The sequence below is a fragment of the Flavobacterium chilense genome, from assembly GCF_001602525.1.
Classification (GTDB): domain Bacteria; phylum Bacteroidota; class Bacteroidia; order Flavobacteriales; family Flavobacteriaceae; genus Flavobacterium; species Flavobacterium chilense.
Genome location: NZ_LSYT01000004.1, coordinates 304,480 through 329,463, shown reverse-complemented (window position 1 = coordinate 329,463; position 24,984 = coordinate 304,480). Strand labels below are relative to the sequence as shown.

22 protein-coding genes and 1 other RNA gene are annotated in these 24,984 nt (G+C 31.7%); 12 read left to right on the top strand and 11 right to left on the bottom strand.

Annotation, left to right across the window (positions count from 1 at the left end; translation table 11 throughout):
* Nucleotides 1-5 precede the first annotated feature (5 nt).
* A complete protein-coding gene (locus A4F88_RS12390) occupies nt 6-1,199 on the top strand; it encodes a primase-helicase family protein (RefSeq protein WP_068842920.1) in 1,194 nt (397 codons plus the stop codon).
* Nucleotides 1,200-1,659: 460 nt separating this feature from the next.
* Complete coding sequence (locus tag A4F88_RS12385) at nt 1,660-2,046, top strand: plasmid mobilization protein (RefSeq protein WP_068842919.1); 387 nt, start codon at nt 1,660-1,662, stop codon at nt 2,044-2,046.
* Nucleotides 2,047-2,247: 201 nt separating this feature from the next.
* On the opposite strand, the gene A4F88_RS12380 is transcribed toward A4F88_RS12385, so the two are convergent.
* Entirely contained in the window at nt 2,248-2,523 is a 276-nt protein-coding gene (locus tag A4F88_RS12380) for a HigA family addiction module antitoxin (protein ID WP_068842918.1), read from the bottom strand.
* A 186-nt stretch (nt 2,524-2,709) separates the two neighbouring features.
* On the opposite strand from A4F88_RS12380, the gene A4F88_RS12375 reads away from it, so the two are divergent.
* From A4F88_RS12375 to A4F88_RS12350, 6 genes are all read left to right on the top strand, one after another.
* The gene (locus A4F88_RS12375) at nt 2,710-3,042 is read left to right on the top strand and encodes a helix-turn-helix domain-containing protein (RefSeq protein WP_068842917.1); all 333 of its coding nucleotides are present in this window, start codon (nt 2,710-2,712) and stop codon (nt 3,040-3,042) included.
* Nucleotides 3,043-3,146: 104 nt separating this feature from the next.
* Entirely contained in the window at nt 3,147-3,560 is a 414-nt protein-coding gene (locus tag A4F88_RS12370) for a hypothetical protein (RefSeq protein ID WP_143155047.1), read from the top strand.
* Between the two features lie 287 nt (nt 3,561-3,847).
* Nucleotides 3,848-4,228 carry a hypothetical protein gene (locus A4F88_RS12365; protein WP_068842915.1) on the top strand — a complete coding sequence of 127 codons (381 nt, stop codon included), beginning with the start codon at nt 3,848-3,850 and terminating at the stop codon, nt 4,226-4,228.
* Between the two features lie 210 nt (nt 4,229-4,438).
* Complete coding sequence (locus tag A4F88_RS12360) at nt 4,439-4,939, top strand: helix-turn-helix domain-containing protein (protein WP_068842914.1); 501 nt, start codon at nt 4,439-4,441, stop codon at nt 4,937-4,939.
* A gap of 305 nt (nt 4,940-5,244) precedes the next feature.
* Entirely contained in the window at nt 5,245-5,964 is a 720-nt protein-coding gene (locus tag A4F88_RS12355) for a hypothetical protein (RefSeq protein WP_143155048.1), read from the top strand.
* A gap of 105 nt (nt 5,965-6,069) precedes the next feature.
* Nucleotides 6,070-7,176: an XRE family transcriptional regulator gene (locus tag A4F88_RS12350; RefSeq protein ID WP_068842912.1), complete on the top strand. Its 1,107-nt coding sequence runs from the start codon at nt 6,070-6,072 to the stop codon at nt 7,174-7,176.
* An 84-nt stretch (nt 7,177-7,260) separates the two neighbouring features.
* Here A4F88_RS12350 and A4F88_RS12345 read toward each other — a convergent pair whose 3' ends face one another.
* The 3 genes from A4F88_RS12345 to A4F88_RS12335 form a co-directional block, all read right to left on the bottom strand.
* Complete coding sequence (locus A4F88_RS12345) at nt 7,261-7,935, bottom strand: hypothetical protein (protein WP_068842911.1); 675 nt, start codon at nt 7,933-7,935, stop codon at nt 7,261-7,263.
* 178 nt (nt 7,936-8,113) lie between these two features.
* Nucleotides 8,114-8,511: a transfer-messenger RNA gene (gene ssrA / locus A4F88_RS12340) on the bottom strand.
* Between the two features lie 66 nt (nt 8,512-8,577).
* Nucleotides 8,578-9,780 (bottom strand): serine hydrolase domain-containing protein, encoded by a 1,203-nt coding sequence (locus tag A4F88_RS12335; RefSeq protein WP_068842910.1) that lies wholly within the window; start codon nt 9,778-9,780, stop codon nt 8,578-8,580.
* A 240-nt stretch (nt 9,781-10,020) separates the two neighbouring features.
* Here A4F88_RS12335 and A4F88_RS12330 point away from each other — a divergent pair, with 240 nt between their 5' ends.
* Nucleotides 10,021-11,223: an NAD(P)-dependent oxidoreductase gene (locus A4F88_RS12330; protein WP_068842909.1), complete on the top strand. Its 1,203-nt coding sequence runs from the start codon at nt 10,021-10,023 to the stop codon at nt 11,221-11,223.
* Nucleotides 11,224-11,355: 132 nt separating this feature from the next.
* Here A4F88_RS12330 and fumC read toward each other — a convergent pair whose 3' ends face one another.
* The 3 genes from fumC to arsC form a co-directional block, all read right to left on the bottom strand.
* Nucleotides 11,356-12,741, bottom strand: coding sequence for a class II fumarate hydratase (gene fumC, locus A4F88_RS12325; protein WP_068842908.1), 1,386 nt, complete (start codon nt 12,739-12,741; stop codon nt 11,356-11,358).
* A gap of 621 nt (nt 12,742-13,362) precedes the next feature.
* Entirely contained in the window at nt 13,363-15,828 is a 2,466-nt protein-coding gene (locus tag A4F88_RS12320; RefSeq protein WP_068842907.1) for a TonB-dependent receptor, read from the bottom strand.
* A 95-nt stretch (nt 15,829-15,923) separates the two neighbouring features.
* On the bottom strand, nt 15,924-16,268 hold the full coding sequence (gene arsC / locus A4F88_RS12315) for an arsenate reductase (glutaredoxin) (protein WP_068842906.1): 345 nt from the start codon (nt 16,266-16,268) through the stop codon (nt 15,924-15,926).
* Between the two features lie 113 nt (nt 16,269-16,381).
* On the opposite strand from arsC, the gene A4F88_RS12310 reads away from it, so the two are divergent.
* Both A4F88_RS12310 and A4F88_RS12305 read left to right on the top strand, forming a co-directional pair.
* Nucleotides 16,382-17,314, top strand: coding sequence for a CPBP family intramembrane glutamic endopeptidase (locus A4F88_RS12310; RefSeq protein ID WP_068842905.1), 933 nt, complete (start codon nt 16,382-16,384; stop codon nt 17,312-17,314).
* Between the two features lie 7 nt (nt 17,315-17,321).
* On the top strand, nt 17,322-18,365 hold the full coding sequence (locus A4F88_RS12305) for an AMP-binding protein (protein WP_068842904.1): 1,044 nt from the start codon (nt 17,322-17,324) through the stop codon (nt 18,363-18,365).
* Between the two features lie 85 nt (nt 18,366-18,450).
* Here A4F88_RS12305 and A4F88_RS12300 read toward each other — a convergent pair whose 3' ends face one another.
* The 3 genes from A4F88_RS12300 to A4F88_RS12290 form a co-directional block, all read right to left on the bottom strand.
* Nucleotides 18,451-19,665 (bottom strand): RsmB/NOP family class I SAM-dependent RNA methyltransferase, encoded by a 1,215-nt coding sequence (locus A4F88_RS12300; protein WP_068842903.1) that lies wholly within the window; start codon nt 19,663-19,665, stop codon nt 18,451-18,453.
* A 145-nt stretch (nt 19,666-19,810) separates the two neighbouring features.
* Complete coding sequence (locus tag A4F88_RS12295; RefSeq protein ID WP_068842902.1) at nt 19,811-21,784, bottom strand: KUP/HAK/KT family potassium transporter; 1,974 nt, start codon at nt 21,782-21,784, stop codon at nt 19,811-19,813.
* Between the two features lie 134 nt (nt 21,785-21,918).
* On the bottom strand, nt 21,919-23,142 hold the full coding sequence (locus A4F88_RS12290) for a hypothetical protein (RefSeq protein ID WP_068842901.1): 1,224 nt from the start codon (nt 23,140-23,142) through the stop codon (nt 21,919-21,921).
* 239 nt (nt 23,143-23,381) lie between these two features.
* On the opposite strand from A4F88_RS12290, the gene A4F88_RS12285 reads away from it, so the two are divergent.
* Nucleotides 23,382-24,443: a beta propeller repeat protein gene (locus tag A4F88_RS12285; protein WP_068842900.1), complete on the top strand. Its 1,062-nt coding sequence runs from the start codon at nt 23,382-23,384 to the stop codon at nt 24,441-24,443.
* Between the two features lie 71 nt (nt 24,444-24,514).
* Here A4F88_RS12285 and A4F88_RS12280 read toward each other — a convergent pair whose 3' ends face one another.
* Nucleotides 24,515-24,979 (bottom strand): sensor of ECF-type sigma factor, encoded by a 465-nt coding sequence (locus A4F88_RS12280; protein ID WP_068842899.1) that lies wholly within the window; start codon nt 24,977-24,979, stop codon nt 24,515-24,517.
* Nucleotides 24,980-24,984 lie beyond the last annotated feature (5 nt).

The window sequence follows — 24,984 nt, the reverse complement described above, 5'->3', positions numbered from 1 at the left end:
TATAAATGAAAGAATATATTAGAGTAGGGACGACCTACTATAAAAAATCCCTGTACCCTTCTTTATCTGGTGATTCTATTGAGATTTTGGTTGTTTGGTCACCCGAATTAATTAGGCAAGATCATGGTAAAGATGCTCTCTCTAAAGTTGAGAGATACGATGGTTTTATATGCATTCCGGAAAATCGTCCCGAATATTTTCAAAAAAAGATAAAGGATTATTACAACACATATCATCAAATTAGTAAAACGCCACTTAAAGGAGATATTTCTACTACATTAAAATTTATTGAGCATATTTTTGAAGATCAGTTCCAGATGGGGTTAGATTATCTTCAACTTTTGTATTTGAAGCCAGCCCAGATTCTTCCTATTCTCTGCCTTGTAAGCAAGGAGAATAATACAGGTAAATCTACATTCTTAAAGTGGTTAAAAGCAATTTTTGAGTTCAACATGACTTTCTTAACTAATAATGATTTCAACTCACAATTCAATAGTGATTGGACGAACCGATTAATTATCGCAATTGATGAAGTCTTATTTAGAACAGATGAAATGACGGAGAGAATTAAATATTTATCTACAACTAATTCTCATAAAACTGAAGCTAAAGGGAAAGATAAAAAAGAAGCTCATTTTTTCGGAAAATTTATTTTATGTTCAAACAATGAAACTTCATTTATAAAAATAAATGCTGACGAAACTAGGTTTTGGGTAAGAAAATTAAAAGTTTTAGAAAAAAAAGATGTTCATTTTTTAGACAAATTAATTGCAGAAATTCCAGCTTTTTTGGATTTCCTTTCTAATCGAAAATTATCTACGGAAAATAGCTCAAGAATGTGGTTTACACCACAGCAAGTAAGAACTAAGGCATTGGATAAGCTCGTGAAATTTAATTCGAATAAAATGGAGGTTGAAGTAGGCAATGTTTTAATCAATATATTAGATAGTTTAGATGTAGAAATAATTCAGTTTTGCTTTTCCGATTTATTGAACTTTCTAAATAAGTTTAGAATTAAACATGATGCTAATGAGATTAAAAAAATTATTCGAAATGATTGGAAGTTACTGCAACAATCTAATTCAAATCAATACCAAAAGATTACAATTACAAATGATTTGGACTTCTATCAAAATTTAAGCAAAGGACGATACTATACAGTTTCAAGAGAATTTTTATCTAATATTTTTGATGAATAGATGACAGTGTTATCTTAACTCTTGATATTCTTTAATTTAACTTGTCATCATTTTGTCATCAAAAAAGAAGAGTGATGATAAAAAAGGATGCGATCTAATTTAAAATGATGAATTGATGACAATTTGATGAAACAGGAAACCCAGTAAATAAAAGGACTTAGAAAGTTTTGTCATCAATTCATCAGTTTTTAAGACATTTTTGTATGCTTTGCCCAAAACATAAAATAAGCTTAAAACTGATATGATTTTTATTTCCCTTTGGTTCAATTCTGCGGAGTACAATAAACCGAAGGGAAATAAATTTTTTCACATCACAGTTGAGTAGCAAGGTGTGTTTAGATGCCCCAAAAACCTAAATTCTTCGAATTTGTTTTTGATGCACTAAACTTCTTGCTCCGCACTTCGTTTCGAGAAATTAAATACTCCGGAGTCGTATTTTTTAAACTAAATATCATAGAAAATGAATAAAGGAGGTAGACCTGAAAAAGAGCTTAAACGATCAAATAATAAAAAGGTAATGTTGTCTGATGACGAGTATAAAAAACTAAATGAATTATTCGAAAAGAGTGATTATACAAATATGAACAGTATGATCAGAGATATTCTTCTTAACAAGCAGTATAGAATAATAACCTTTGATAACGACGCTCGGATTAAAAAAGGAATATTAATTGAAGAAGTTCGAAGAATTGGAAACAACTTCAATCAGTTAATCAAAAGTTTCCATCAAAAGAAGTTAGATTATTTTACTAAAACGGAAATATCCTATTTGATTAAAAACATTAATGATATAAAACAGATTTATTCAAAAATAGAAGAGTGCATAAGAAGCGATAGCTCAAAATGAGAAACTGAAATTTGAATATTGAGCCGAAAAATCATTTACTATATTAAGTAATTAATTACTAAATTAAGAAAGTAAGTAATTACTATAGTACTACCATAATATATTACTATAGTATGGTAGTACTATATTTATTTATCTCTGTATTTATCTATTTCTAAATCTATTAGTTAAGCAAAAAAATCTGAGGTATTTTTTTTTCGTTTATGATTTACCAATATTTAAATCATAAGTATTTTGTAAGCGAATAAAATGCTCTGGAGTTCCTCCATAAGTAGAAGAAATATTGATTGCAATTTCTGAAGATATAGGAAGAAGCCCTTCAAACAAATTTCCAACAGTCGTAGGAGAAATATTCAAAGATTTTGCAATTTCTTCTATAGATAAATTTCTACCATCTATTAATTCCATTCTAAGAATTATGCCAGGGTGAATTACTTTCACCTTTTGATTGTAAATAAAATTGTCATTATTATCCATAACCTTTTATTTTTTGCGGAATTTATTAAATTTATAAAGCCAAAATTACAATTATTTCTTTCTTGCCGCTAACTTCTTCGTTTCTAATAAACAAAAGATTTTTGGGGATACAAAAAACAGATATAATGAGTAGTATACTACTCATTATATCTGTTTTTTGTATATTTGTAACATAAGCGTTACATTATGGAGGAAATTAAAACTTTAGAAGAATACATGATTCTAATCGGTGATAAGCTTGAAAAGCTTCGTCTAAATATGGATATGACTCAAACTGATATCACGGATGAAGTTGGAATAAGTAGAAAAACAGTTAGTTCTATTGAAAACGGAAATAATTTTTCAGTTGAAAATTTGGTCAAATTGTTAATCACTTATAATAAAATTGAACCATTGTTGAATATTCTTACTTTACCTTATGATTTTGATATTAAAGAATATAAAAAAGAATTAAAGGAATTCAATGAGAAGTACAAAAACGAATGGTGGTTTAAACAAAAGAAACACGAAGAGAAATAATTAATTGCCAATTTAATTAGATGTCTTCTATAATAAAAAATTACTATAGCACTGTTTTACTATAGTAACGGGAACATAAACTATTTAATACCGAACGATTTATTATGATTGAATACTATAATTTAATGTATGAGCATTCAGAAACAGAATTATTTAAAGAAATAATTCATTTCATGGATATTTCTTTTCCGGAATGGAAAACGAATAAGGGACTAGGTACTTCTGCGACGGAATTTATATTACATTGTATAGATTTCTTAAGTCAATGTACCTTAGAGAAAAGAGACAATGAATTTAATAGTGAATCTTTAACAATATTATATCTAAGTTTAGCTGAAGATTACGAACGTTTTAAGACAGAATACCAATTTATATTTTTGGATTTTGTATTAGAAAAATTTACTAATGAATTTGATGAGGATTTAGAAGATGAACATCTGACTGATTACAGATATAATGATTTGTATGAGAATTTTCTAAATAAAGAATTAGAAAAGGTTACTTATGATTTTATATAATCTTTAATAAAACTTCACTAAAAGAGGATAATAAAATATTTCTTTGCATTCTCATTACAGTTATAAAACTTTTTTAACCGTATTTTCTCTCGAAAATAATATTATAAATAATTCAAATCTAAAATATCGAGCTTAATTTATCGATTGTAACGTTTTCTTTAGTCCTAAAGTTAAAAAATATTTAAGTATTGAAAATTAATGTCTTATAAAATATAATTCCCAATCATTGGGAATTTATAATATTTTTTAGTACATTTGCATTATAATATTTAAAACATATTTCAATTATGCTACAACTACCATATACGAGCGACAATGTAACTTTAGTACAAGAGTTTTTAGACGAAACAAAAAAGAGAATTTCCCAGGGAATTGAGGTTACATACTCTTTAAAAGCAAGTAGGGAACTTGGTGACTTAGCTTTAACTTACGATATTGAAACTGATGATATTTTAGATGCAATAGAAAATCTTACAACAGAAAACTATTATAGAGGAATTGATCCGTCTTTTAGAGGCGATTTTGATCTTTGTGTTTTTTGTACAACAGTGGGTAAAGAGAACATCGAGATTTATTTGAAATATGGATTGCAAGTAAACGGTTTGGAGATATTACTAATTTCTTGTCATGTACCAGACTTTCCGATGAGTCAGCCGTTTAAAAATTAAAAAAGATGTTAAGGATTTAAAATTACAAAATACAAAATTGTAAGTAAAAAGTTTAAATAAAAAGTACGGTTTTCCGTAAAAGATAAAAAAGTAAAACTAAAACTGAAATTATATGAAACTACAGTTGAGATAATGATAATTGTAGAATGAAATTGTAAAATTGGCAGATTGTAAAATAGTAAGATCAAAAGATCGATAGAGAAATTAATTATGGAAACTAAAAAAGTATTGACAAGAAAAAACGACCCGACTGATGAATTACAAGAAATTGTAGAAAAAGTTTATAAGGGCGTTAAACTGCAATATAATGAAGTGTATTATTTAGATTATATTGTGGACGAGGACACGGGAATGATTGATGAGAATGTTAAAGAAAAACATTATACAAAAAATCAAATGGACCGAAATTTGAAAGCATTAAAAAATGCATATCATGTTGCAAAAGGATCTGCTTCACCTAGTGAAATAATTTTTTTTAGACATAAATATGATATTTCAGCTTCTACTTTAAGTGTCATTTTAGGATTTAGTAAAAACACTATTTCAAATATTGAAAATGAAGGAATCACTTCATTAACTAGTGGTAGACTAATAAAAATGTGTTTGGATAACACAGATGTTATTGATCAATATGTACAACTATGTGATGAAATTGATAATAAAAAAAAAGAAGAAATATCGAAACGTCTCAGAGCAACACAATGCTATTGAATTAGAAACGTTGTTAATTATTATTATAAATGCGAGCTTTATGTCTCGCATTTTTTATTTCTCCTAATTTGTGACTTGCTGTTTATTATTGATTTGTAGATAAAATTTTCAAAAGTTGATTTGATATTTATGATTTGCGGGAGTAATCAATTAGTGGTTAGAAGTACTTCATACAAAAAATAAATAAAACTACAAAATATTTAATAAAAAATTTGGTTTTTGTTATAAAATAACCTATCTTTGCGCAAGAGTAGATAATAAAAAAGCCCATTTTGGCGAACGGGCAATTTAATACTAGACGTAATATGAGTAGAACAATGAGTAACACTGGGGAAAGTGTTGTAGCAAATCGTTACCGCAAAGGTAATGCAACAGAATCGGAAAAGCAAGCTTTTGTGCCGATTTATAAAGATATAGCTAATCCGGAGGCTGTAAAGTCCGAAATTGGAGATGTTATAAAGGTATTTAACCAGATAATAAAAACTGCTAAGAAGGAGGTAGATGACAGAAAATTTCAGAATGATGTCAAATACAACCAAAGAGCTTTTTATTCTCAAGATTTAAATGCAACTATTAAAGAACAGATAATTAGAAGAATAGATTCTGATTCTGTCTTTAGGAATAAGGTTAGAATCAGAAAGAATTCCGGCTCAGTTTATTTCATAATTAAAGATAAATATATTTTGTATGTTAAGAGACTTTATGGGAATCAAAACAAGCCTAATAGTTATCCAACACCAAATAGCAATAGGCTTTTCGATGGAACATTATTTCCTGGATTAAAAGAACATATTCCTGTTTTGTTTATCGGGCCAAATCTGAGTAATTTAAGTGAAACAGATGCTTTTGTCACTTCATTAATTAGCAGAAATGAGATAAATTGGAGTTTAATAAGTAATGACTTATTTAGTGAAAGTGAAGTTAAGCAATTAAATAACGTAAAAGTTGTTGAAACTGAAAAAGAAATTGTAAAAGTGAAGAAAGATTTGGAGAGACCAAGTCAGAAACAAGCTAATAATAAATAATAAATAAAGTCCCGTTCGCCATTTGGATTTTTGACTTATTAAATCCTAAACCAGATTTATTCATCATTTAGTAGCCAATCAACTAAAAAAACAATTAAAAATGATATGAGTACAATCAACATCGAAAGAATTAAATTAGCTAGAGAAAGTCGAGGATATTCTCAATCTACTTTGGCAAAAGAAATGAAATCAGCATCACAAGTTTTATTATCTAAAATTGAAAAAGGATTATCTAACGTAACTGACGATGTATTTACTGAACTAAGTTTAATTTTGGACTACCCTAAAGATTTCTTTTACAAGAAACACGATGTCTATCCTTTAAAACATTTTTATTTTAGAAAAAATTTAGGAATGAGTATGACAAAAGCTAGGCTTTTAGAATCACAAATCAATATACTGTCAGGTAATATTTGTGATTTATTAGATGCAGTAGAAATTGAAATTGATTTACCGTTTACTGATTTATATAAAACAGGTTTGTCTCCTGAACAAATGGCAGATCGAGTTAGAGATTATTTTAATCTTCCCAAAGGACCAATAAAAGATTTGATTAAAGTTGTAGAACAGCAAGGTGTTATTATTCATTTTTTTGATTTTACTTCAGATTTGAAGATTTCAGGTGTTAGTTATATTACTCCTGTTGGGGTTCCTGTTATGATTCTTAATAAGAATATGCCTAATTCGAGAAAGGTTTTTACTATTGCACATGAATTAGGGCATATTCTAATGCATTTTAAAGGTGGAATTATTAGTGAAGATAGAAATGTAGAAAATGAGGCAGACAGATTTGCATCTAGTTTTTTAATGCCTAGTTCTGAAATTAAATCTAGTCTTTATTATTTAACTGATGAGAAATTGGGAGATTTGAAAAGATATTGGAAAGTTTCGATTCAGGCTCTTCTTTTTAAAGCTAAAGATACTGGAGCGCTAACACAAGATCAATATCGTAGATGGGTTACCAAGATTAGTTACTATGGGTGGAGAAAACAAGAACCTTTAGAATTTGAAATATCAGAACCTAAGTTATTGTATAAAATGCTAAAACTTCATTTTCAAGACTTGCAATATTCAAAAAATGAATTGTGTGAGATGTTTGGTTTAAATGAAATTGAGTTTGATAAAATATATTTGCAATCTAGTTCAGACTTACAAGATTATTTAAATGTAGATTCAAAAGTCAGAAAGTTGAAAGTAGAATTAGATTACTAAATTATATAACTTTTAAAACGATTATTATTTAACTAAAACCTGTTTCGAACGAAACAGGTTTTTTAATGAAATATCATTTGTAATTTAAAATCTCTTTTCATATTCTTTTAGGATTACATTTCTATCATCTTCATTTCGTAATTCAATTGCTCCATCAACTAAATATTCATATAGAGGTATGTTGTTAAAGTCAATTCCATTCCAATAGTTTTTAATTGAATCTGGATTTTTTGTTTGGATATAATCATCAAACCATTGGGAATCTGCTTTGTGAAACATTGCTTTTGTAGTAATATTAATAGGAACAATTATGAAATCTTTCTTATGTATGAACATATTTTTAAGCATTGTTCTGCCTTCAAAATTGTCTTCTGCTAAATAAATAGAAACGAGCCTACTAGGTAAATATTGATTTGTTAATCTGCGAATTCGTTCAAACTCAAATTCGATATCTGCAATTTCGTGAATTCTTTTTAATTCATTTTCATTTAGGAAAATTGGATTGTCAAGTCCAATTGCTAATTTAAGACCTTTCTTGCTACCATTAGACTTTGTTAAGAATTGAAGTCTAGGGCTAGTGTAAGTGTTCATCACATAACTATTTTTCAAATCTTCAATTGATAAAGTGTATACTGGGTGTAATTCCTTGTGATCAATATAATGAGAGACAGTTGATGTTGATATTCTATTTGTATTTGCGAAATTAGCACAAACTAAAAAATCATCTAAATTTACAAAATATATAAAGTTATCTTCCATTTTTTTTAAGCGCGAATTAGGTATTTAAATCTGATTAAAGGTAAAAATAGATATGTGATTTGGTTTTTATACTTGTTTTATAATTTTGTAATCAATTGAATTATTAACAATCAAAAATATCAACTAAATTGTCAACTGAAAAGTAAAAAGCCTGTAAACATTGAGTTTACAGGCTTTTTTGTGGAGTCGCCGGGAATCGAACCCGGGTCCAAACAAGCAACTAAAGAGCTTTCTACACGCTTATTTCCTGATTAGATTTTCGATGTTAAGCTAGGCCAGAAACAGCCACCGAACACTTATCTTCTTAATTTTCGAAATCCACCCGAAGCTCATGGATATCTAGGTTTATTTTTACGGTTCTCCTTAACGGAACGCCACAAACCAAGGCTTTCCAGGAGAATCCAGCTTCTCTACCTTGTAGAGACGTGGCGCAATCTTACTATGATTCGGATTAAGCAGCTAAAGCGTAATTATTTTCGCCGTGTAAAAGTTCGAGATCTTATATTTACGAGCAAGGTCTCAATGCTCGGCGTGCTTACTTTTCAATTCGACTTGCTGTCAAAACCAGTCGACCCCAAAAATGAGTTTGCAAATTTAGGTTATTTGCATTTAGTTTATATTAAAATTTTGAGAAAAATTTTCTTATTCTTCGTCTTTGAAATTAAAAGGATAATCTCCAAAGATTGGTGCCAGTTTACGAACCGCATAAGTGTTTCTTGTCATTTTATTAGACAAGGCAATTATGGTAACATTTTCTTTCATAAGCGGGATGTATGATGAGGTATTACCATGCCACCATCCGTTATGGAAATAATAATTTTGTCCGGTTTCCCAATTGATCATTCTGATGCCTAAACCATAATTCTTAGTGCCTTTGCGTTCATTACTGTAACCTGTATAAACCTGTTTTAGCAATTCAGGCTTTAAAAAATCTGGTGATTGTCTCGCACGATCAAATTTTAAAAGATCTCTTGCAGTAGAAAAAACATTTTTGTCACCATAAACATTGTCCAGATAATCAAAACCTATTTCGACACCATTACCTTTATATGAAGGGACAATTTTTTTTCTGTCTTTGTCATCATCAAAAACATAAGTATGTGACATTCCTAAAGGTTTAAAAATCATTTGCGACATTGCCTCTTTATAAGTCAGACCGGTAATTTTTTCAATGATAAGTGCCAGCATAGCATAATTGGTATTGCAATAACTAAAACGTGTTCCGGTTTTAGATTCTAAACCAATGTCTTTTGTTGCCAGAATGTTTAGAATGTCTTTATTAGTAAGTTGATTATGTCTGTCCCAAACAGATTTATCCCTGTCAGTAAAATAGGCATAATTACGCATACCACTTCGGTGGCTTAAAAGCATTCTGATAGTACAATCTTCGTAAGGAAATGTTTTTAAGATTGTATTTACTTTTTGATCTAAATCTATTTTACCAGCATTCACCAGTTTTAAAACTGCTGTAGCGGTTAATACTTTACTCACTGAAGCAATTTGAACAGGAGTTTCTGCAGTTATTTTTGTTCCTTCATTTTTATTTGCAAAACCATTATAACGTTCAAAAATTATTTGACCATTTCGGGCTACTAAAAAGCTTCCGTTCATGGTATTGTTAGGCCAGTTTTTATTGTAAAAGTGGTTTATTCTTCCTGTTACTGAATTTATGTAAGCTTGTGAAAGTTTTTTTTCAGAGCCTAATGGCTTCATCTTAGGTAAGGTATCTTCAACTGTTACCTCTTCTTTATTTGTAGTGCTTTTATCTTTACCACATGAACCTAAAACTAAAATCAGGAAAAGTATTTGTGGTATATTTGTCTTTTTAAGGAAACTCATTTTCATCATTCTTTAAAAACAAATATATAGAATTCAATATTGATGTTTTGCCCTTTTTAGAAGGTTAAAAAGAATAATTTAACAAAAAATTAAGATTTTGTTTTATTAGTTCTTTGTTATTCAGCTTTTAACGGTTTTAAAACATTTTAAATTGCAATTCGACAACAAAACTTTAACTAAATTTGTTATATTTGAAACAAATTGAATTGAAAAAGTTATATTAATAATTATTTTAACCTGATATAAATGAAATTCGGAATTATAAAAGAAAGAAAAAATCCGCCGGACAGACGCGTTGTATTTTCTCCAGATGAACTAGCAAAATTAAAACAAACGTACCATGAGGCCTCAGTTGAGGTAGAAAGTTCGGATATCCGAATTTTTTCAGATGCGGAGTATAAGAACATGGGAATCACTATTACAGAGGATGTTTCTAATTGTGATGTTTTGTTTGGTGTGAAAGAAGTTCCTGTAGAAAGCCTTATTCCGAATAAGTCTTATTTCTTTTTTTCGCATACGATAAAAAAGCAGCCTTACAACCAGAAATTATTAAAGGCTATTTTAGAAAAAAATATTGATCTCTATGATCATGAAACCATTGTGGATGATCAGAATCGCCGTTTAATTGGCTTTGGAAAATATGCCGGAATGGTTGGGGTTTATAACGGTATTCGTGCTTTTGGTTTAAAATTCGAATTGTTTAAACTGCCTAAAGCAGAAACACTTGCGGGAAAAGAAGCTTTGATTATGCATTTAAAACGTATCACAATGCCTGCATTAAAATTTGTTGTTACCGGAACGGGTAAAGTAGGTAGTGGTGCCAAAGAAATTTTGGATGCTATAAAGATAAAGGAAATTACGGTCGACAATTATTTGACTAAAAAATACACTCAGGCTGTTTATGTGCAGCTGGATGTTTTAGAATATAATAAAAGGATTGACGGACAGGTTTTAGATTTTGATGATTTTGTAAATCATCCTGAAGCATATACTTCGGATTTTGAAAAATTTACTAAGGTTTCGGATATTTATTTTGCGGGTCATTTTCATGCCAGCAATGCGCCAATGATTTTGACAAGAGAAATGCTAAATGCGAGTGATTGCAAGTTGAAAGTAGTAGCTGATATTTCTTGTGATGTAAACGGACCAATTGCCTGTACGCTTCGGTCATCAACCATTGCAGAGCCTTTGTATGGATATTTTCCTTTAGAAGATAAAGAAGTTGATTTCTTTCATCCGGCTGCAGTTGCGGTAATGGCGGTTGATAATTTACCATGTGAGATTCCAAAAGATTCCAGCGAAGGTTTTGGAGAACAGTTTATGGAATATGTGATTCCTGCTTTCTTCAATGGAGATAAAGATGGAATTCTGCAACGTGCCAAAATAACTGAAAAAGGAAAACTAACCCCAAGGTTTAGTTACTTACAGGATTATGTGGATGGGAAATAAATTATGAGTTATAAGTTATCATTCTTGATAAATGTAAAAAAGGTAAAACACATATGTTTTACCTTTTTTATTTTGTTAAACAGATTCAATAAGCTAACTCATAATTCCTAACTTATAACTCATAACTTGAAATTAAACCATTTCCTCAGGTTTTACCCAGGCATCAAAATCTTCAGGGGTTACATAACCCAGACGAACAGCTTCTTCTTTTAATGTTGTTCCGTTTTTATGTGCAGTCTGAGCGATTTCTGCGGCTTTGTAGTATCCTATTTTGGTGTTTAGAGCAGTAACTAGCATTAGTGAATTATCAACTAATTCTTTAATGCGTTTGTAGTTAGGTTCAATGCCCTGAGCGCAATGCTCGTCAAATGAGATACAGGCATCTCCCAGTAATCGTGCTGATTGCAGGAAGTTGGCAGCCATAACCGGTTTAAAGACATTTAGTTCATAATGTCCCTGCATGCCGCCAACAGCAATTGCCATATCGTTTCCTATTACCTGAGCACAAACCATGGTTAAAGCTTCACATTGTGTAGGATTTACTTTTCCGGGCATGATAGAAGATCCTGGCTCGTTTTCAGGAATATGGATTTCTCCAATTCCGGAGCGTGGCCCGGAAGCTAACATTCGAACATCGTTTGCTATTTTATTGAGAGAAACAGCTAATTGTTTTAAGGCGCCATGTGATTCTACAATGGCATCATGTGCAGCTAGTGCTTCAAATTTGTTTTCGGCAGTAACAAAGGGGTGATTGGTGAATTTTGCAATATATTCGGCTACTTTTACATCATAACCTTTTGGAGTATTTAATCCCGTTCCAACAGCAGTTCCACCCAAAGCAATTTCAGATAAATGAGCTAAAGTGTTTTTAAGTGCTTTTAATCCAAAAGCCAATTGAGCGGCATATCCTGAAATTTCCTGTCCAAGTGTTAATGGTGTTGCATCCATAAGGTGTGTACGTCCGATTTTTACAACTGTTGCAAATTCAGTTGCTTTTTTTACCAAAGTTGCATTTAGTTTTTCTACTCCGGGAATAGTAGTTTCGACAATCATTTTGTAAGCAGCAATATGCATTCCGGTTGGGAAAGTATCATTTGATGATTGTGATTTGTTGACATCATCATTTGCTTTTATAAATTGTTCGCCTTCGCCAATTTCAAAACCTTTAAGTACCTGAGCACGGTTTGCGATTACTTCATTGACATTCATGTTGCTTTGTGTACCTGAACCGGTCTGCCAGATTACCAGAGGAAATTGATCGTCTAGTTTTCCTTCCAGGATTTCGTCGCAAACTGCAGCGATAGCGTCTCTTTTTTCTATTGGTAAAACACCTAGATCATAGTTGGCATAAGCCGCAGCTTTTTTTAGATAAGCAAAACCTTCAATGATTTCTTGTGGCATAGAAGCCGATGCTCCGATTTTGAAATTATTTCTGGAACGTTCTGTTTGTGCACCCCAATATTTATCGGCAGGAACTTGTACTTCGCCCATGGTGTCTTTTTCTATACGGTATTTCATTTTGTTATATATGTTTGTTGTTTTTGAAGTGAAACCGGATTTTTTATGAAAATAGCTGTCTTAGCCCTGATGGAAGCGGCATCCTTTTATGGCAGGGTTTGCCATAAAAGATATAGCGAACAGCAGGAAGCAGCTCCTGAAAACACTCATGATCTTCTTGTTTAGACAGTTAAAATATATCCGAAAAAAATCCTTATTTAAAATGAGTATAAATATACGGATAAATGTTATTTCATGAAAATTGATTTGGATTTTATTGCTAACGAAAAATATAAAACTTACATTTGTCCTTACATTCAAAAATTCCGGAAAACATGTTTGAATTTTCACAGTACTTAGGTTTTTTACTTTTCTTGACCATACTAACTATAGGGTTTTGGTTGATGTTTTTCTTAGTTGGTTTCGTATCTTACTGGGTTACGGGAGCTAGCTGGGAAATGTTCAAAGAGAAAAGAGCAAAGAAGAAACAAGAACAGTCAATTTAATTTTAAATTGATTTCAATAAAAAAGGACCCGTTTTACGAGTCCTTTTTTTTATGACAAAAAAAATCCAAATTCCAATTTTCAAAACTTAATAAAGTCTCATGAATTGAAATTTGGATTTTTAAATTTTAGCTTATATTATCCCGGATATTCTCCTCCGTCGCCACCACCGTCATTTTTAGGTATTGCGTTTCTGTCTCTTTCGCTTTTTGGTTTGTTAAAGCGATAGGTAAATGATAAGTTGAACTGACGTTTACGGAACTGCATTTCGCCATATGATGTTTGACTTTCATTTGTTGTATCATTTTGAAGATATGTATATGATCTCATGATTCTTGAGTTGAAAACGTCGCTGATATTGAAAGCAATTGTAGCTTTGTCTTTTAAAACATCTTTACTAAATGCTGTGTTCATTCCAAATTGTCCAAGGTTTTTACCTTGTGCAGTTTTTTGTTCTCCATTGTAAACACCGCTTAATTGCCAGTCGATTTTGTATGGTAAAGTAAGTTTTGAGTTGATTCTCGCAAACCAGGTATTGGCTTGGTTGTCAAGATTCTGAACTACCAGATTTCCGTTTGTATCGGTGTAAGTGTTTTCTCCGGTTGTTTTAACATTATAAAAGTTGAAGTTACTGTTTACTCTCCATATTTTAAACGGCGTGTAATTTAAAGTAAATTCGAAACCAAATTTTTGTTCTTTTCCTAGGTTAATTGGTCTGCTTAAGATAACCGGGATTCCGTTTACTTCCTGACCGTTTGGAGTTCTTACGAAGCTAAAAACATCTTTAGTATCTTCAAAATAAGCTGAGGTATTAAAAGTTACTTTATCCCAGCGTTTGATATATCCAATATCATATTTATCCGTTAATGAAGGATCTAAATCAGGATTTCCCTGAAAAATATTAATATTACTTGAGTAGTTTACAGCAGGGTTCATGAAACGACCTCTTGGTCTTGTTAAACGTTTACTGTAACTAGCGGTAAAGTTACTTTGATCTGAAATAGCATAACTAATAAAAGCACTAGGGAATAAGTTATTGTATTTCTTAGTGTTAAAGTCGTTGTTGTCTAACAAGTTAACCTGAATATTGGTGTCTTCCCAACGTAAACCAAATAAATAAGAGAATTTATTTACCTTGAAACCATACTGTGTATAAATCGCGTTTATGTTTTCTTTGTATTCTAAAGTGTTTGATAAGTTAGGATCTCTTGCACCCTGATCATCAGTAACGAAATATTCATTGTTCAGATCTCCAAAACTTCCTTTATATCCGGCTTCAAACTGACTTCCTTCTCCTAAAGGTAAAACATAATCAGCTTGTAACTGTATTTGTTTTTGAACCTGATTATTTAGCGTTGTATTGAAATTTGGTGAAGCTGTAATGATACTGTTGCTGTCATCTGTGTTTCTTGAAACCGATAAATCTGCAGTAAGTTTATGTCCTTTATTGTTGAAATTTTTAATCAAATTTGAGGTATACTCAATGTTCTCACTTCCAGTGTCTCCATTGTTTAATCGGAATGAAGTTCCTGTAAAAGCATGATTAGCGTCAAAATTGTTATAATTGATTAAATCTCTGGTATCACCTGTGCTTTTTTGGTAATTAATGGCGTTTGTCCAGTAAGTATTTGGAGCCACTGTCCATTCTATACCCGCTCTTCCGTTGAATCCGTCAGAAGTTCTTTTGGTATCACGATCTTCATCCAGATAGCTTTTTGGAGATCCGTCTGCATTAAAATACTGTGTATTTGTTAAACCGGCACCTTCACTGGTTCTGTGATTGTAGCCTAAAGTAGTAAAGTAGTTTAACTTTTCAGTTTTATAATTCAAATTGGCACTTAAACCATACGTTTCAGGTATACCTGTTGAGGCAATAAAAGTTCCGTTTAAACCTTGGTTTTTTCCTTTTTTAAGAATGATATTGATTAATCCTGAACCTCCTTCGGCATCATAACGTGCTGATGGATTAGTGATTACTTCAACTTTGTCAATTGCGTCAGCCGGAAGCTGACGTAATGCCTCGGCTACATTGATAGCATTTGAAGGACGTCCGTCAATTAAAATTCGGATATTGTCACTTCCTCTTAAGCTTACATTTCCTTCGGTATCAACAGAAACAGACGGTACATTGTCTAAAACGTCACTTACAGTTCCGCCTTTTACCATCATGTCCTGACCTACATTATAAACTTTTTTATCCAGTTTTATTTCTACTGTCGATTTTTCAGCACGTACTACAACTTCATTCAATTGTGCAGCGTCTTCAGACAGGTTTACAATTCCTAAATTAGTATCGCCCTGAATTTTTTTTCCTTTGATTTCAGTTGGCTTAAACGAAATAAATTCAACTTTGATGTCGTAAGTTCCCGGAGCTACAGCTACATCAAATTCACCTTTTGGGTTAGTGATTCCGCCCGCAATAACTTTGGTGTCATTTGGAGCAGTTATAGATATTGTTGCGTATTCTAGAGGTTGCTTGCTTATTTTTTCGAAAACTTTCCCTGTAACTTTTACTTTGTTTTGAGCCGGTGGCCCTTGTTGTGCATAGTTGTAAAAACCTGTAAATAAAAGTACAAGTAATACAGCAAATTTGATTTTTTTCATTGTTTATTTTGGTTTCAATTGCTCATTAGACGGCAAATGTAGCTTTTGGTTTAAAGATGAAAATCACAAAATAATGTTAATTTACTATTTTATAATCAATCTAAAAAGGCAGATACTAAATCCATGTCTCGTCCTATGATTGCTTTCCCGTTTTTTACAACAATTGGACGTTCAATTAAAATAGGATTGTCGACTATAGCCTGAATGATTTCCTGATTGGTTAAACTTTTTCCTTTATAATTTTCAATCCAGATTTTTTCCTTAATTCGGACCAGCTGAATAGGTTGCAGCTCTAATTTTTCAAGTAAGGTTTTTAGTTCTTCAAAGGTTGGAGTTTCTGTGAGGTATTGAATAATCTCATATTCTTGTTTTGATTGTTCTATAAATGCCAGACAGGTTCTTGATTTTCCGCAACGTGGATTATGATAAATTTGTATCATTCTAATTATATTTAAAAAGTTGTAAGATAATTGAGCTAAAAATTAGGTATTTTAGCAAGACCAAAAATAAGCTTTACTTATTAAAACAAATTCTCATTTTTAAATTATTATATATGTTTTTAGAACAAGGAATCAAACCTCAGAACAAATTTTGGTTATATCTTTTAGGATCAGTTCTGATTATCATCGCGTCGTTTATTGGTCAGATTCCTTTTTCGGTTGCAGTGCTTTACAAAAGTTATGTTTCTAATGAAGCTTTTCCAACTGATAATGCTGCTATAATGAAAATTTTCGAACCTAATCTTACTTTGTTTTTGGTTATGATTTCTTTCGCATTTGCGTTTGCCGGAATTTACTTTGTGGTAAAATATTTGCATCATCAAACGATGTTATCTGTAACAACGTCCAGAAAAAAAGTAGACTGGAGCCGTATTTTGTTTTCCTTCTTTTTATGGACTTTCTTTTCGGTAATAAGCTTTTTAGTGGTTTACCTAAAATCTCCGGAAAATTTTGTCTGGAATTTTAAATTAGTTCCGTTTTTGATTTTGGTTCTTGTGGGATCTGTTTTAATACCTATACAAACGAGTACAGAAGAATATGTTTTTAGAGGTTATTTAATGCAGGGATTTGCTAATCTGGCTCAAAATAAATGGTTCCCTTTAATGATGACGTCGCTTATATTTGGATCTATGCATATTTTTAATCCTGAAGTGACAAAAATGGGATATATTATAATGATATATTACATTGGAACCGGATTGTTTTTAGGAATTATAACTCTTATGGATGAAGGGATGGAGCTTTCTTTAGGTTTTCATGCTGCCAATAATTTAATTGGTGCTTTACTGGTTACTTCAGACTGGTCTGTTTTTCAAACTCATTCTATTTTTAAAGATATGTCAGAGCCTTCTGCTGGCTTTGATGTTATATTGCCTATTGTAGTGATTTACCCTATTTTACTTTTTATCTTTAGTAAAAAATACAATTGGAGTAATTGGAAAGAAAAGCTAACAGGGAAAATAAATGTTGTAGAAATTTCAAATTAAAAATGTCATGTCAAAATTAACACACAAAAATGTACATAATTATTTTAAGTTAAACGGGTATCATCTAAACGGAAAAGATCTGTGTAGGGTAGGGTACAGTTTTATCAAGGAAGGAGATGTTTATGAAAGGGCGATAGGTGAATTTTTTCTGGATTGGTTTGATGATAAAGACTATATCGAAATGACGACTTCGGGGACGACTGGACTTCCAAAGTTGGTACGATTAGAAAAACAAGCTATGATTCAGTCAGCTTTAGCCACGGGAGATTTTTTTGGTTTAGAACCGGGAGACAGGGCTTTGCTGTGTTTGCCAACTCAGTTTATAGCTGGTAAAATGATGTTGGTTCGAAGCCTGATTTTAGGTTTGGATATTGATGTTGTTTCTCCAAGTACTGAACCTCTGTTGTACAATAAAAAGCAATATGATTTTGTAGCCATGGTTCCTTTACAGGTTCAGAATTCTATCGAAAAGCTAGTAAACATAAAGAAGCTGATTATTGGAGGAGCAAAAATAGACAGTGCACTTGAAGAAAAACTATTGCCCCTGAAAACTGAAATTTATGAGACTTATGGTATGACGGAAACGATTACTCATATCGCTGCCAAAAGAATAGGAGAAAAGGCATTTTCGATTTTACCAAATGTAAAAATAGCTACAGACGATCGTGGGTGTCTTGTCATTCATGTTTCTTCTATTTCTGATGAACCAATTGTTACAAATGATCTCGTTGAACTCATTAATGATAATCAGTTTGTTTTTCTGGGAAGAATTGATAATGTAATAAACAGTGGAGGTGTAAAACTCATTCCGGAGCAGATAGAAGCAAAATTAATAGGGAAGATAACGAACCGTTTTTTTGTAACCGGTGTTCCTGATTCTGCTTTAGGAGAGAAATTAATTTTGGTTATCGAAGGAGAAAAACAAGAATTTGCTCCTGACTTTTTTGATGTTTTAGGAAAATTCGAAAAGCCAAAAGAAATTGTTTTTGTTCCAAAATTCAAGGAAAACGAAAACGGAAAGTTATTGCGTAAACCCAGTTTACAATCTTAAAAATTTCAGATAAAAATAAAAATCCCAAATTCCAGTTATCTAATTGGAGTTTGGGATTTTTTAAATATTTAAATTCTTGAAATATTTATTTCTTACGTTCTAATAATGCCATATAAAATCCATCAAAGCCAGATTCTGAAGCCAGTAATTTACGATCTTCTACAAAAGTAAATTGCTGTCCGATTTCGGTTTTTAAGAATTTTTGTACCTGCTCCTGATTTTCTGATGGTAAAACAGAACAAGTAGCGTAAACTAATTTTCCACCTGGTTTTACAATTTTAGAATAACTTTCTAAAACTTCAGACTGAACTTTACGAATATTATCAATAAATTCAGGTTGTAATTTCCATTTAGAGTCAGGATTTCTTTTAAGAACTCCTAATCCGCTACAAGGTGCGTCAATTAAAACACGATCTGCTTTTTCGTGCAATTTTTTGATCACTTTTGTAGTGTCAATGATACGGTATTCAATATTAAAAGCGCCATTTCTTTTTGCTCTTAATTTTAATTGTTTCAATTTGCTTTCATACAAATCCATTGCAATCAATTGTCCTTTGTTTTCCATCAAAGAAGCAATGTGCAATGTTTTTCCTCCGGCTCCTGCACAAGTATCAACTACACGCATTCCGGGTTTTACATCAAGGAAACCGGCAACCAATTGTGAGTTGGCATCCTGAACTTCAAAAAGCCCTTGTTTAAAAGCATCTGTTAAAAATACATTGGCTCTTTCTTTAAGTACTAAAGCTTCTGGCTGATCTTTCAAATATTCTGTTTCAATATTTAAATCCATCAGTGTGTTTCTTAAGCTTTCTTTGGTTCCTTTGAGTGTATTGGTTCTTAAAATAACTTTAGCAGGCTGATTTTGAGCTGCAATTTCTTTTGCCCAAACTTTTTCGCCTAATTCTTTTACGCCCAATTCATCCATCCAATCCGGAATAGATTCTTTTAAAGCTCTAACTTTTGAAAGTTCGTCAAAACGTCCTTTAATTTTTCTTTCAGGAGTTCCTTCCAATTGTCTCCAATCCGGAATTGGATATCCTCTTAAAACTGCCCAAACGGCGAACATTCTCCATAAGTTATCTCTGTCGAAAGGTTCTTTTACTTCGGCAATTTCTGCGTATAATCTTTTCCAACGAACAATTTCGTATATCGTTTCAGCAACAAACTTCCTGTCAGAACTTCCCCAACGTTTGTCTTTTTTTAATGCTCTGGCTACCACTTTGTCTGCATATTCTCCTTCATTGAAAATTGCATTTAAAGAATCGATGGTAGTATAAACTAAATTTCTGTGTAATCTCATTTTAATTATTTGAGTTGCAAAGGTACTATTAATTGATTGAAAGTTAAATTTTTAATTAGGATTGTTGCTTTAACCTTCTTTTAAAAGAAAAAAACACTCTGATAAAGTTTAAAAGAGTGTTTTTTTTGAATATGTTGTAAATGATTTATTTTGTAATTCGGGTCAATCCGATGTTTTCTGGAGCGTGAAGCACCATTGGGAATTTCTCTATTTTTACCGAACTGCTGTCTAAACCAAAGGCTCTTTCTTCAGATAAACTCAGTTTTTTGATGAAGAAATAAGAGTTCATGATAATGTTTTCATGCCATCTTAAGTCATTGTCATTCGAAAGGAATTTTTCTGACAATACAAATTTAAAGTCTCCAATAATATTGTTTTTATTCAATGACTCGTAACGGCTGGTAATATCAACTTCGCCACGTTTTACCATATCACGAATTACCTCTCTGAACATTAAATTGATTTTGGTAGGCTCTCTGAATCCTAAGTTAAAATCGATTCTGTAGATATCATCTTTGGCAATTTCAGTTACCTTGTATTGTGTTTTATAAGGTTCAGTCAAAATATTTACGTGTACAAACCAATAGATATCAGCTCTTTTTGGACGTTTTTGTAAAATAGAGTAGATTACTTTTTCCTCCAATTCGTCAACACGATTCGCATTAGTCATATAAACTAAATGTGTCGCATATTTAGGGATTGATAAATCTTCGCTCAATTCCATTAATACCTTTTTATAATCGTCAATCTTGATGATTTTGGTATAGCTTTTATTAATTTTCTTAGCCAGATACCAAATAGTCATAATTAAGATAAGTAAACTTGCTATGATTAACGTTACATAACCACCCTCAGCAAATTTGGTGATGTTTGCGATTAAGAAACTAAATTCGATTAACAGATAAGTTGTAATAAGTGGCACCATTAAATACAATTTTACTCGTTTCATTATTAAATAATAATTAAGTAAAATAGTAGTCATAATCATGCATAAAATAATCGCAAGACCATAGGCATGCTCCATATTTCCTGATTTTTCAAAGTGTAAAACGATGCCCACACAACCAAAAAATAACAACCAGTTAATCGATGGAATGTACAATTGTCCTTTTACTTCTGTAGGATATTTAATTTTTACTTTTGGCCAGAAATTAAGTCTCATGGCTTCGTTAATCAAAGTAAATGATCCGCTTATAAGAGCCTGAGAAGCAATTACAGCCGCTAGAGTTGCAACTACAATTCCAAATGGTAAAAACCAGTGTGGCATAATCAGGTAAAACGGATTTCCGTTTTCTCCTCCTAATTGCTGTAGCGTACTTCCTTCATGGTGGATTAAATAAGCAGCCTGTCCAAAGTAATTTAATACCAAAGTGGTTTTAACAAAAACCCAGCTGATTCTGATATTTTTTCTACCACAGTGTCCCATGTCCGAATATAAAGCTTCAGCACCGGTTGTACATAAAAATACAAATCCAAGTACAAAGAAACCATCAGGATGGATCGATAATAAATGATAAGCATAATAAGGGTTTACCGCTTTTATAACTTCAGGATGATGTAAGATCTGAATAGCACCTAAAGTTCCCAACATGGCGAACCAAATTAGCATCATTGGAGCGAAAAATTTCCCAACGAGCTTAGTTCCAAATTGTTGTATGGTAAATAGTATAAAGAGAATCGTGATAACGATATAAACAATGGTTTGTGTTTCCATTGTAGGATAAAATGCCCTGATTCCTTCAACTGCTGATGAGATAGAAATTGGCGGTGTTATAATTCCGTCAGCAAGAAGTGCACTTCCTCCAATAATGGCGGGTACAATGAGCCATTGAATTTTTGTTTTTTTGACTAAGGCATACAAGGCAAAAATTCCACCTTCGCCATGATTGTCAGCACTTAAGGTTATAAGAACATACTTTATAGTAGTCTGTAAAGTTAAAGTCCAAAAAACGCATGAAATACCTCCTAAAACAATATCAGAATTGATAGAGTAGTCACCAAGTATGGCTTTCATTACATATAACGGAGAAGTACCAATATCTCCATAAATAATTCCTAATGTGATTAATAAACCCCCAATAGACAACTTACTATGTAAGTTTTTATGCGATGCGCTCATGTATATTTTTATAAAAGACGGTTGCAAATTTACTGTTTTAAAACAAATTAGCATCAATTATAATTAAAAAGATAAAAAAAAGCACAATCGTTAAATTGTGCTTTTGATTATTGTGCAGAAATGTGAAATTGGTATTAACCTCTTCTTCCTCCATTGCCTCTTGAACCAGAGCCACTTTCTCTTTGAGGCTGACTGCTTCTGGATTCCTGACTTGCTCTTGGAGATTCAGAACGTTGTGTGTTTTCAGATCTGGACATACCACCTGATCTGTTTTCTGAATAATTTCTTGGAGCTTCTATTCTTTGGTTTGAATATGATCTGTTAGTGTTCATATTCCCTTGTGAATTTCCTCTTGAAATATTAGAATTGTTTTGATCGTAATCTCTTCTGTTTTCTGTTCTTGAATTGTTTTCTACTCGTACAGGATTGTTTACAGTGGCTGAATTGTCTCTGCTTATTGTCTCTGTACGGTTTGTGTTGTATGTTCTGTTTCCGGATACTCTGTTATCAGCATAATTTCTGTCCGGGGTTCTATTGTCCATTGTAGAAACTCTTCCTGTTGTGTTTTGTCTGTTTGTATAGTAAGTATTCTGATTTCTTACTGCATCTCTGCTTGCGATACGTCTTTGATCTAAATCATATCTGTTGTTTACATTGTAGTTTCTTTGAGCAAAGCTGTAGTCAGGACGTCTGGTTTCGTAACCATAAGTACGTCTTGATTCGTATATAACAGGAGCTGTGTAGCTTCTTCTTGTGTTTACATAGTTGTAACGGTTGTTTACGTTGATACAGATATTGATATTGTTTCTATATCTGTAAACAGGATATGGATTCCATGCTGTGTAATAAGTTGGGTAATAATTCCAACGCCATGTTGAACAGTAAGGTCTGTAGTTAGTAACCCAAAATGAAGAATATATAACCGGTACTACATTATAAACAGGCTCATAAATATAATTCGAACCATATAAATAAGAATTACCTACAACCTGTACACTTACTTTGTTATAATTGTCTCTCTCAACATCGATTGTAGCTACATCCTGATAAACGTCACGATCAAGAACAGCCTGAATGATTATAACGTGTGTTCTGTTTTCTACAGATTCAATTACACGTAGATAATCTACCTCGTTATCGCCATTTAAGTCAAGATTTGATATTTGGTATTTAGGATCATTTAAGCGTCTTTCGAAATCCTGAAGGTTGGCAGATTCTCCAAACATAGAAGCAACTGCTCTAAGATCTAAGTTATCACTTATATCCGAATTTTTTGCGTAAACTGTAGTTTGACCTTGTGCTGAACAAGAACCAAAAACTAAGGCTGCAAACGCTATTAAAAGTAATTTAGTTTTCATGATAAAATCATTATTAAAGATTAATATTGTGAGATATCCAATTACTGTGCCACAAATTATATTTGATGTTTTGTGGTAAGTGAACTCCTTGTCTTATAGGTTTTTAAAATTTGTTTGAGCATTCCGGTTTTAGGTTGTGCAAAAAAGAGGCCTAAAAATTATTAGACCCGAAAAAAAACAAAAGATATTTGAGATGTTGTAAATAATTGTATTTTAGCACCAAGCAAATTTTAATTTATATGAGAAAAGTAGTTTTGTTTTTGAGTGTTTTTATTGTATTTATGTCTTTTAAAACCTTGAATCATAATGATAAAAAAGTATTTAATAACGGTTTTACATCTATACAAATAGATACTTTATTTCAGGATAAAATTAGTATTAGAGCTATCTCAATCGATAAAAATAAAATTTGGTACGGAGCTGATAATTCACGTTTTGGCTTTTATGATTTGGATAAAAAAGAAAAGTTTGAAGATCATATTTATCGTGATACTTTAAAATTAGAATTTAGAAGTATTGCGCAGACTTCTAAAGATGTTTTTTTATTAAGTGTAGGAAATCCCGCTCTTCTTTATTCTGTTTCAAAAAAAACACAAAAAGTTAAATTAGTTTACAAAGAAGTAAATCCTAAAGTGTTTTATGATAGTATGCAATTTTGGAATGATAAAGAAGGTATAGCAATTGGCGATCCTACTGAAGATACTTTTTCGATCATCGTTACCCGTGATGGAGGAGAAACCTGGACAAAGCTATTATCTGATAAATTGCCAACAAATGCATCCGGAGAAGCTGCTTTTGCGGCTAGTAACACCAATATTGTTATAAAAGGAGAAGATACATGGCTGGTTTCAGGAGGAAAAAAATCACGTGTTTTTTATTCTCCGGATAAAGCAAAAACATGGAAAGTAGTCGAGACACCTATAGTTCAGGGAAAAACCATGACTGGTATTTTTACGGCTGATTTTTACGATGCTAAACACGGATTTATTGCTGGTGGTGATTATGATTTTCCAACCAAAAAAACAGATAATAAAGCTTTTACTACTGATGGTGGAAATACCTGGAGATTAATTGGTCAGGAGATGGGCTTTGGATATGCTTCATGCGTACAGTATGTTCCGGGAGGAAATGGCAAAGAAATTATTTGTGTAGGTTCTGAAGGAATACAGTATTCTCAAAACGGAGGTGAAAACTGGACACAATTATCAACTGATACAAAGCTTTTTACGATTAGATTTGTGAATAGAAATACTGCTATTGCTGCAGGTCACAATAAAGTAATCCGAATTCGCTTTAAATAAAAAAACAAGAACCCTAAATAATAAAGTAAGTATTATTATATAGGGTTCTTGCTGCTGTTGTTTTGTATATGCTATTCTTTATTATTAGCTGCTTTATCTCGATATTGCTGTAATAATTTACGATTAAAATCGTCCTCTGATTTTTTAAGCTTTAATATCTTTTTTGCTGAAAGAATCTTTTTTAAGTTACTCATATATTTATCGCGTAAAAGATATAATTCTTTATCAGTGCTTTCGATTTGAGCAAGAAGCGCTGCTGCATCTTTTTCAGACATTGAAGTGATATACTCATCATCTAGTTTACGCATGTACATTTTCATTTTCTGATGTCTTAACTCGAACTGTTTATCATCATAAGTATTGTAAACAGGCCAGAATTTCTCAGCCTCTGTTGAGGTTAATTCAAGTTCAGTTGTTAAAAAAGAAACTTTATAGGCTTTTATTTTTTCACGTTTTTCGTCGGTTTTTCCACCTTGTGCATAAAATGAAAAACTAACCAGAAACAAGATTATCGGAAGTACATTTTTGATTTTCATCTTTT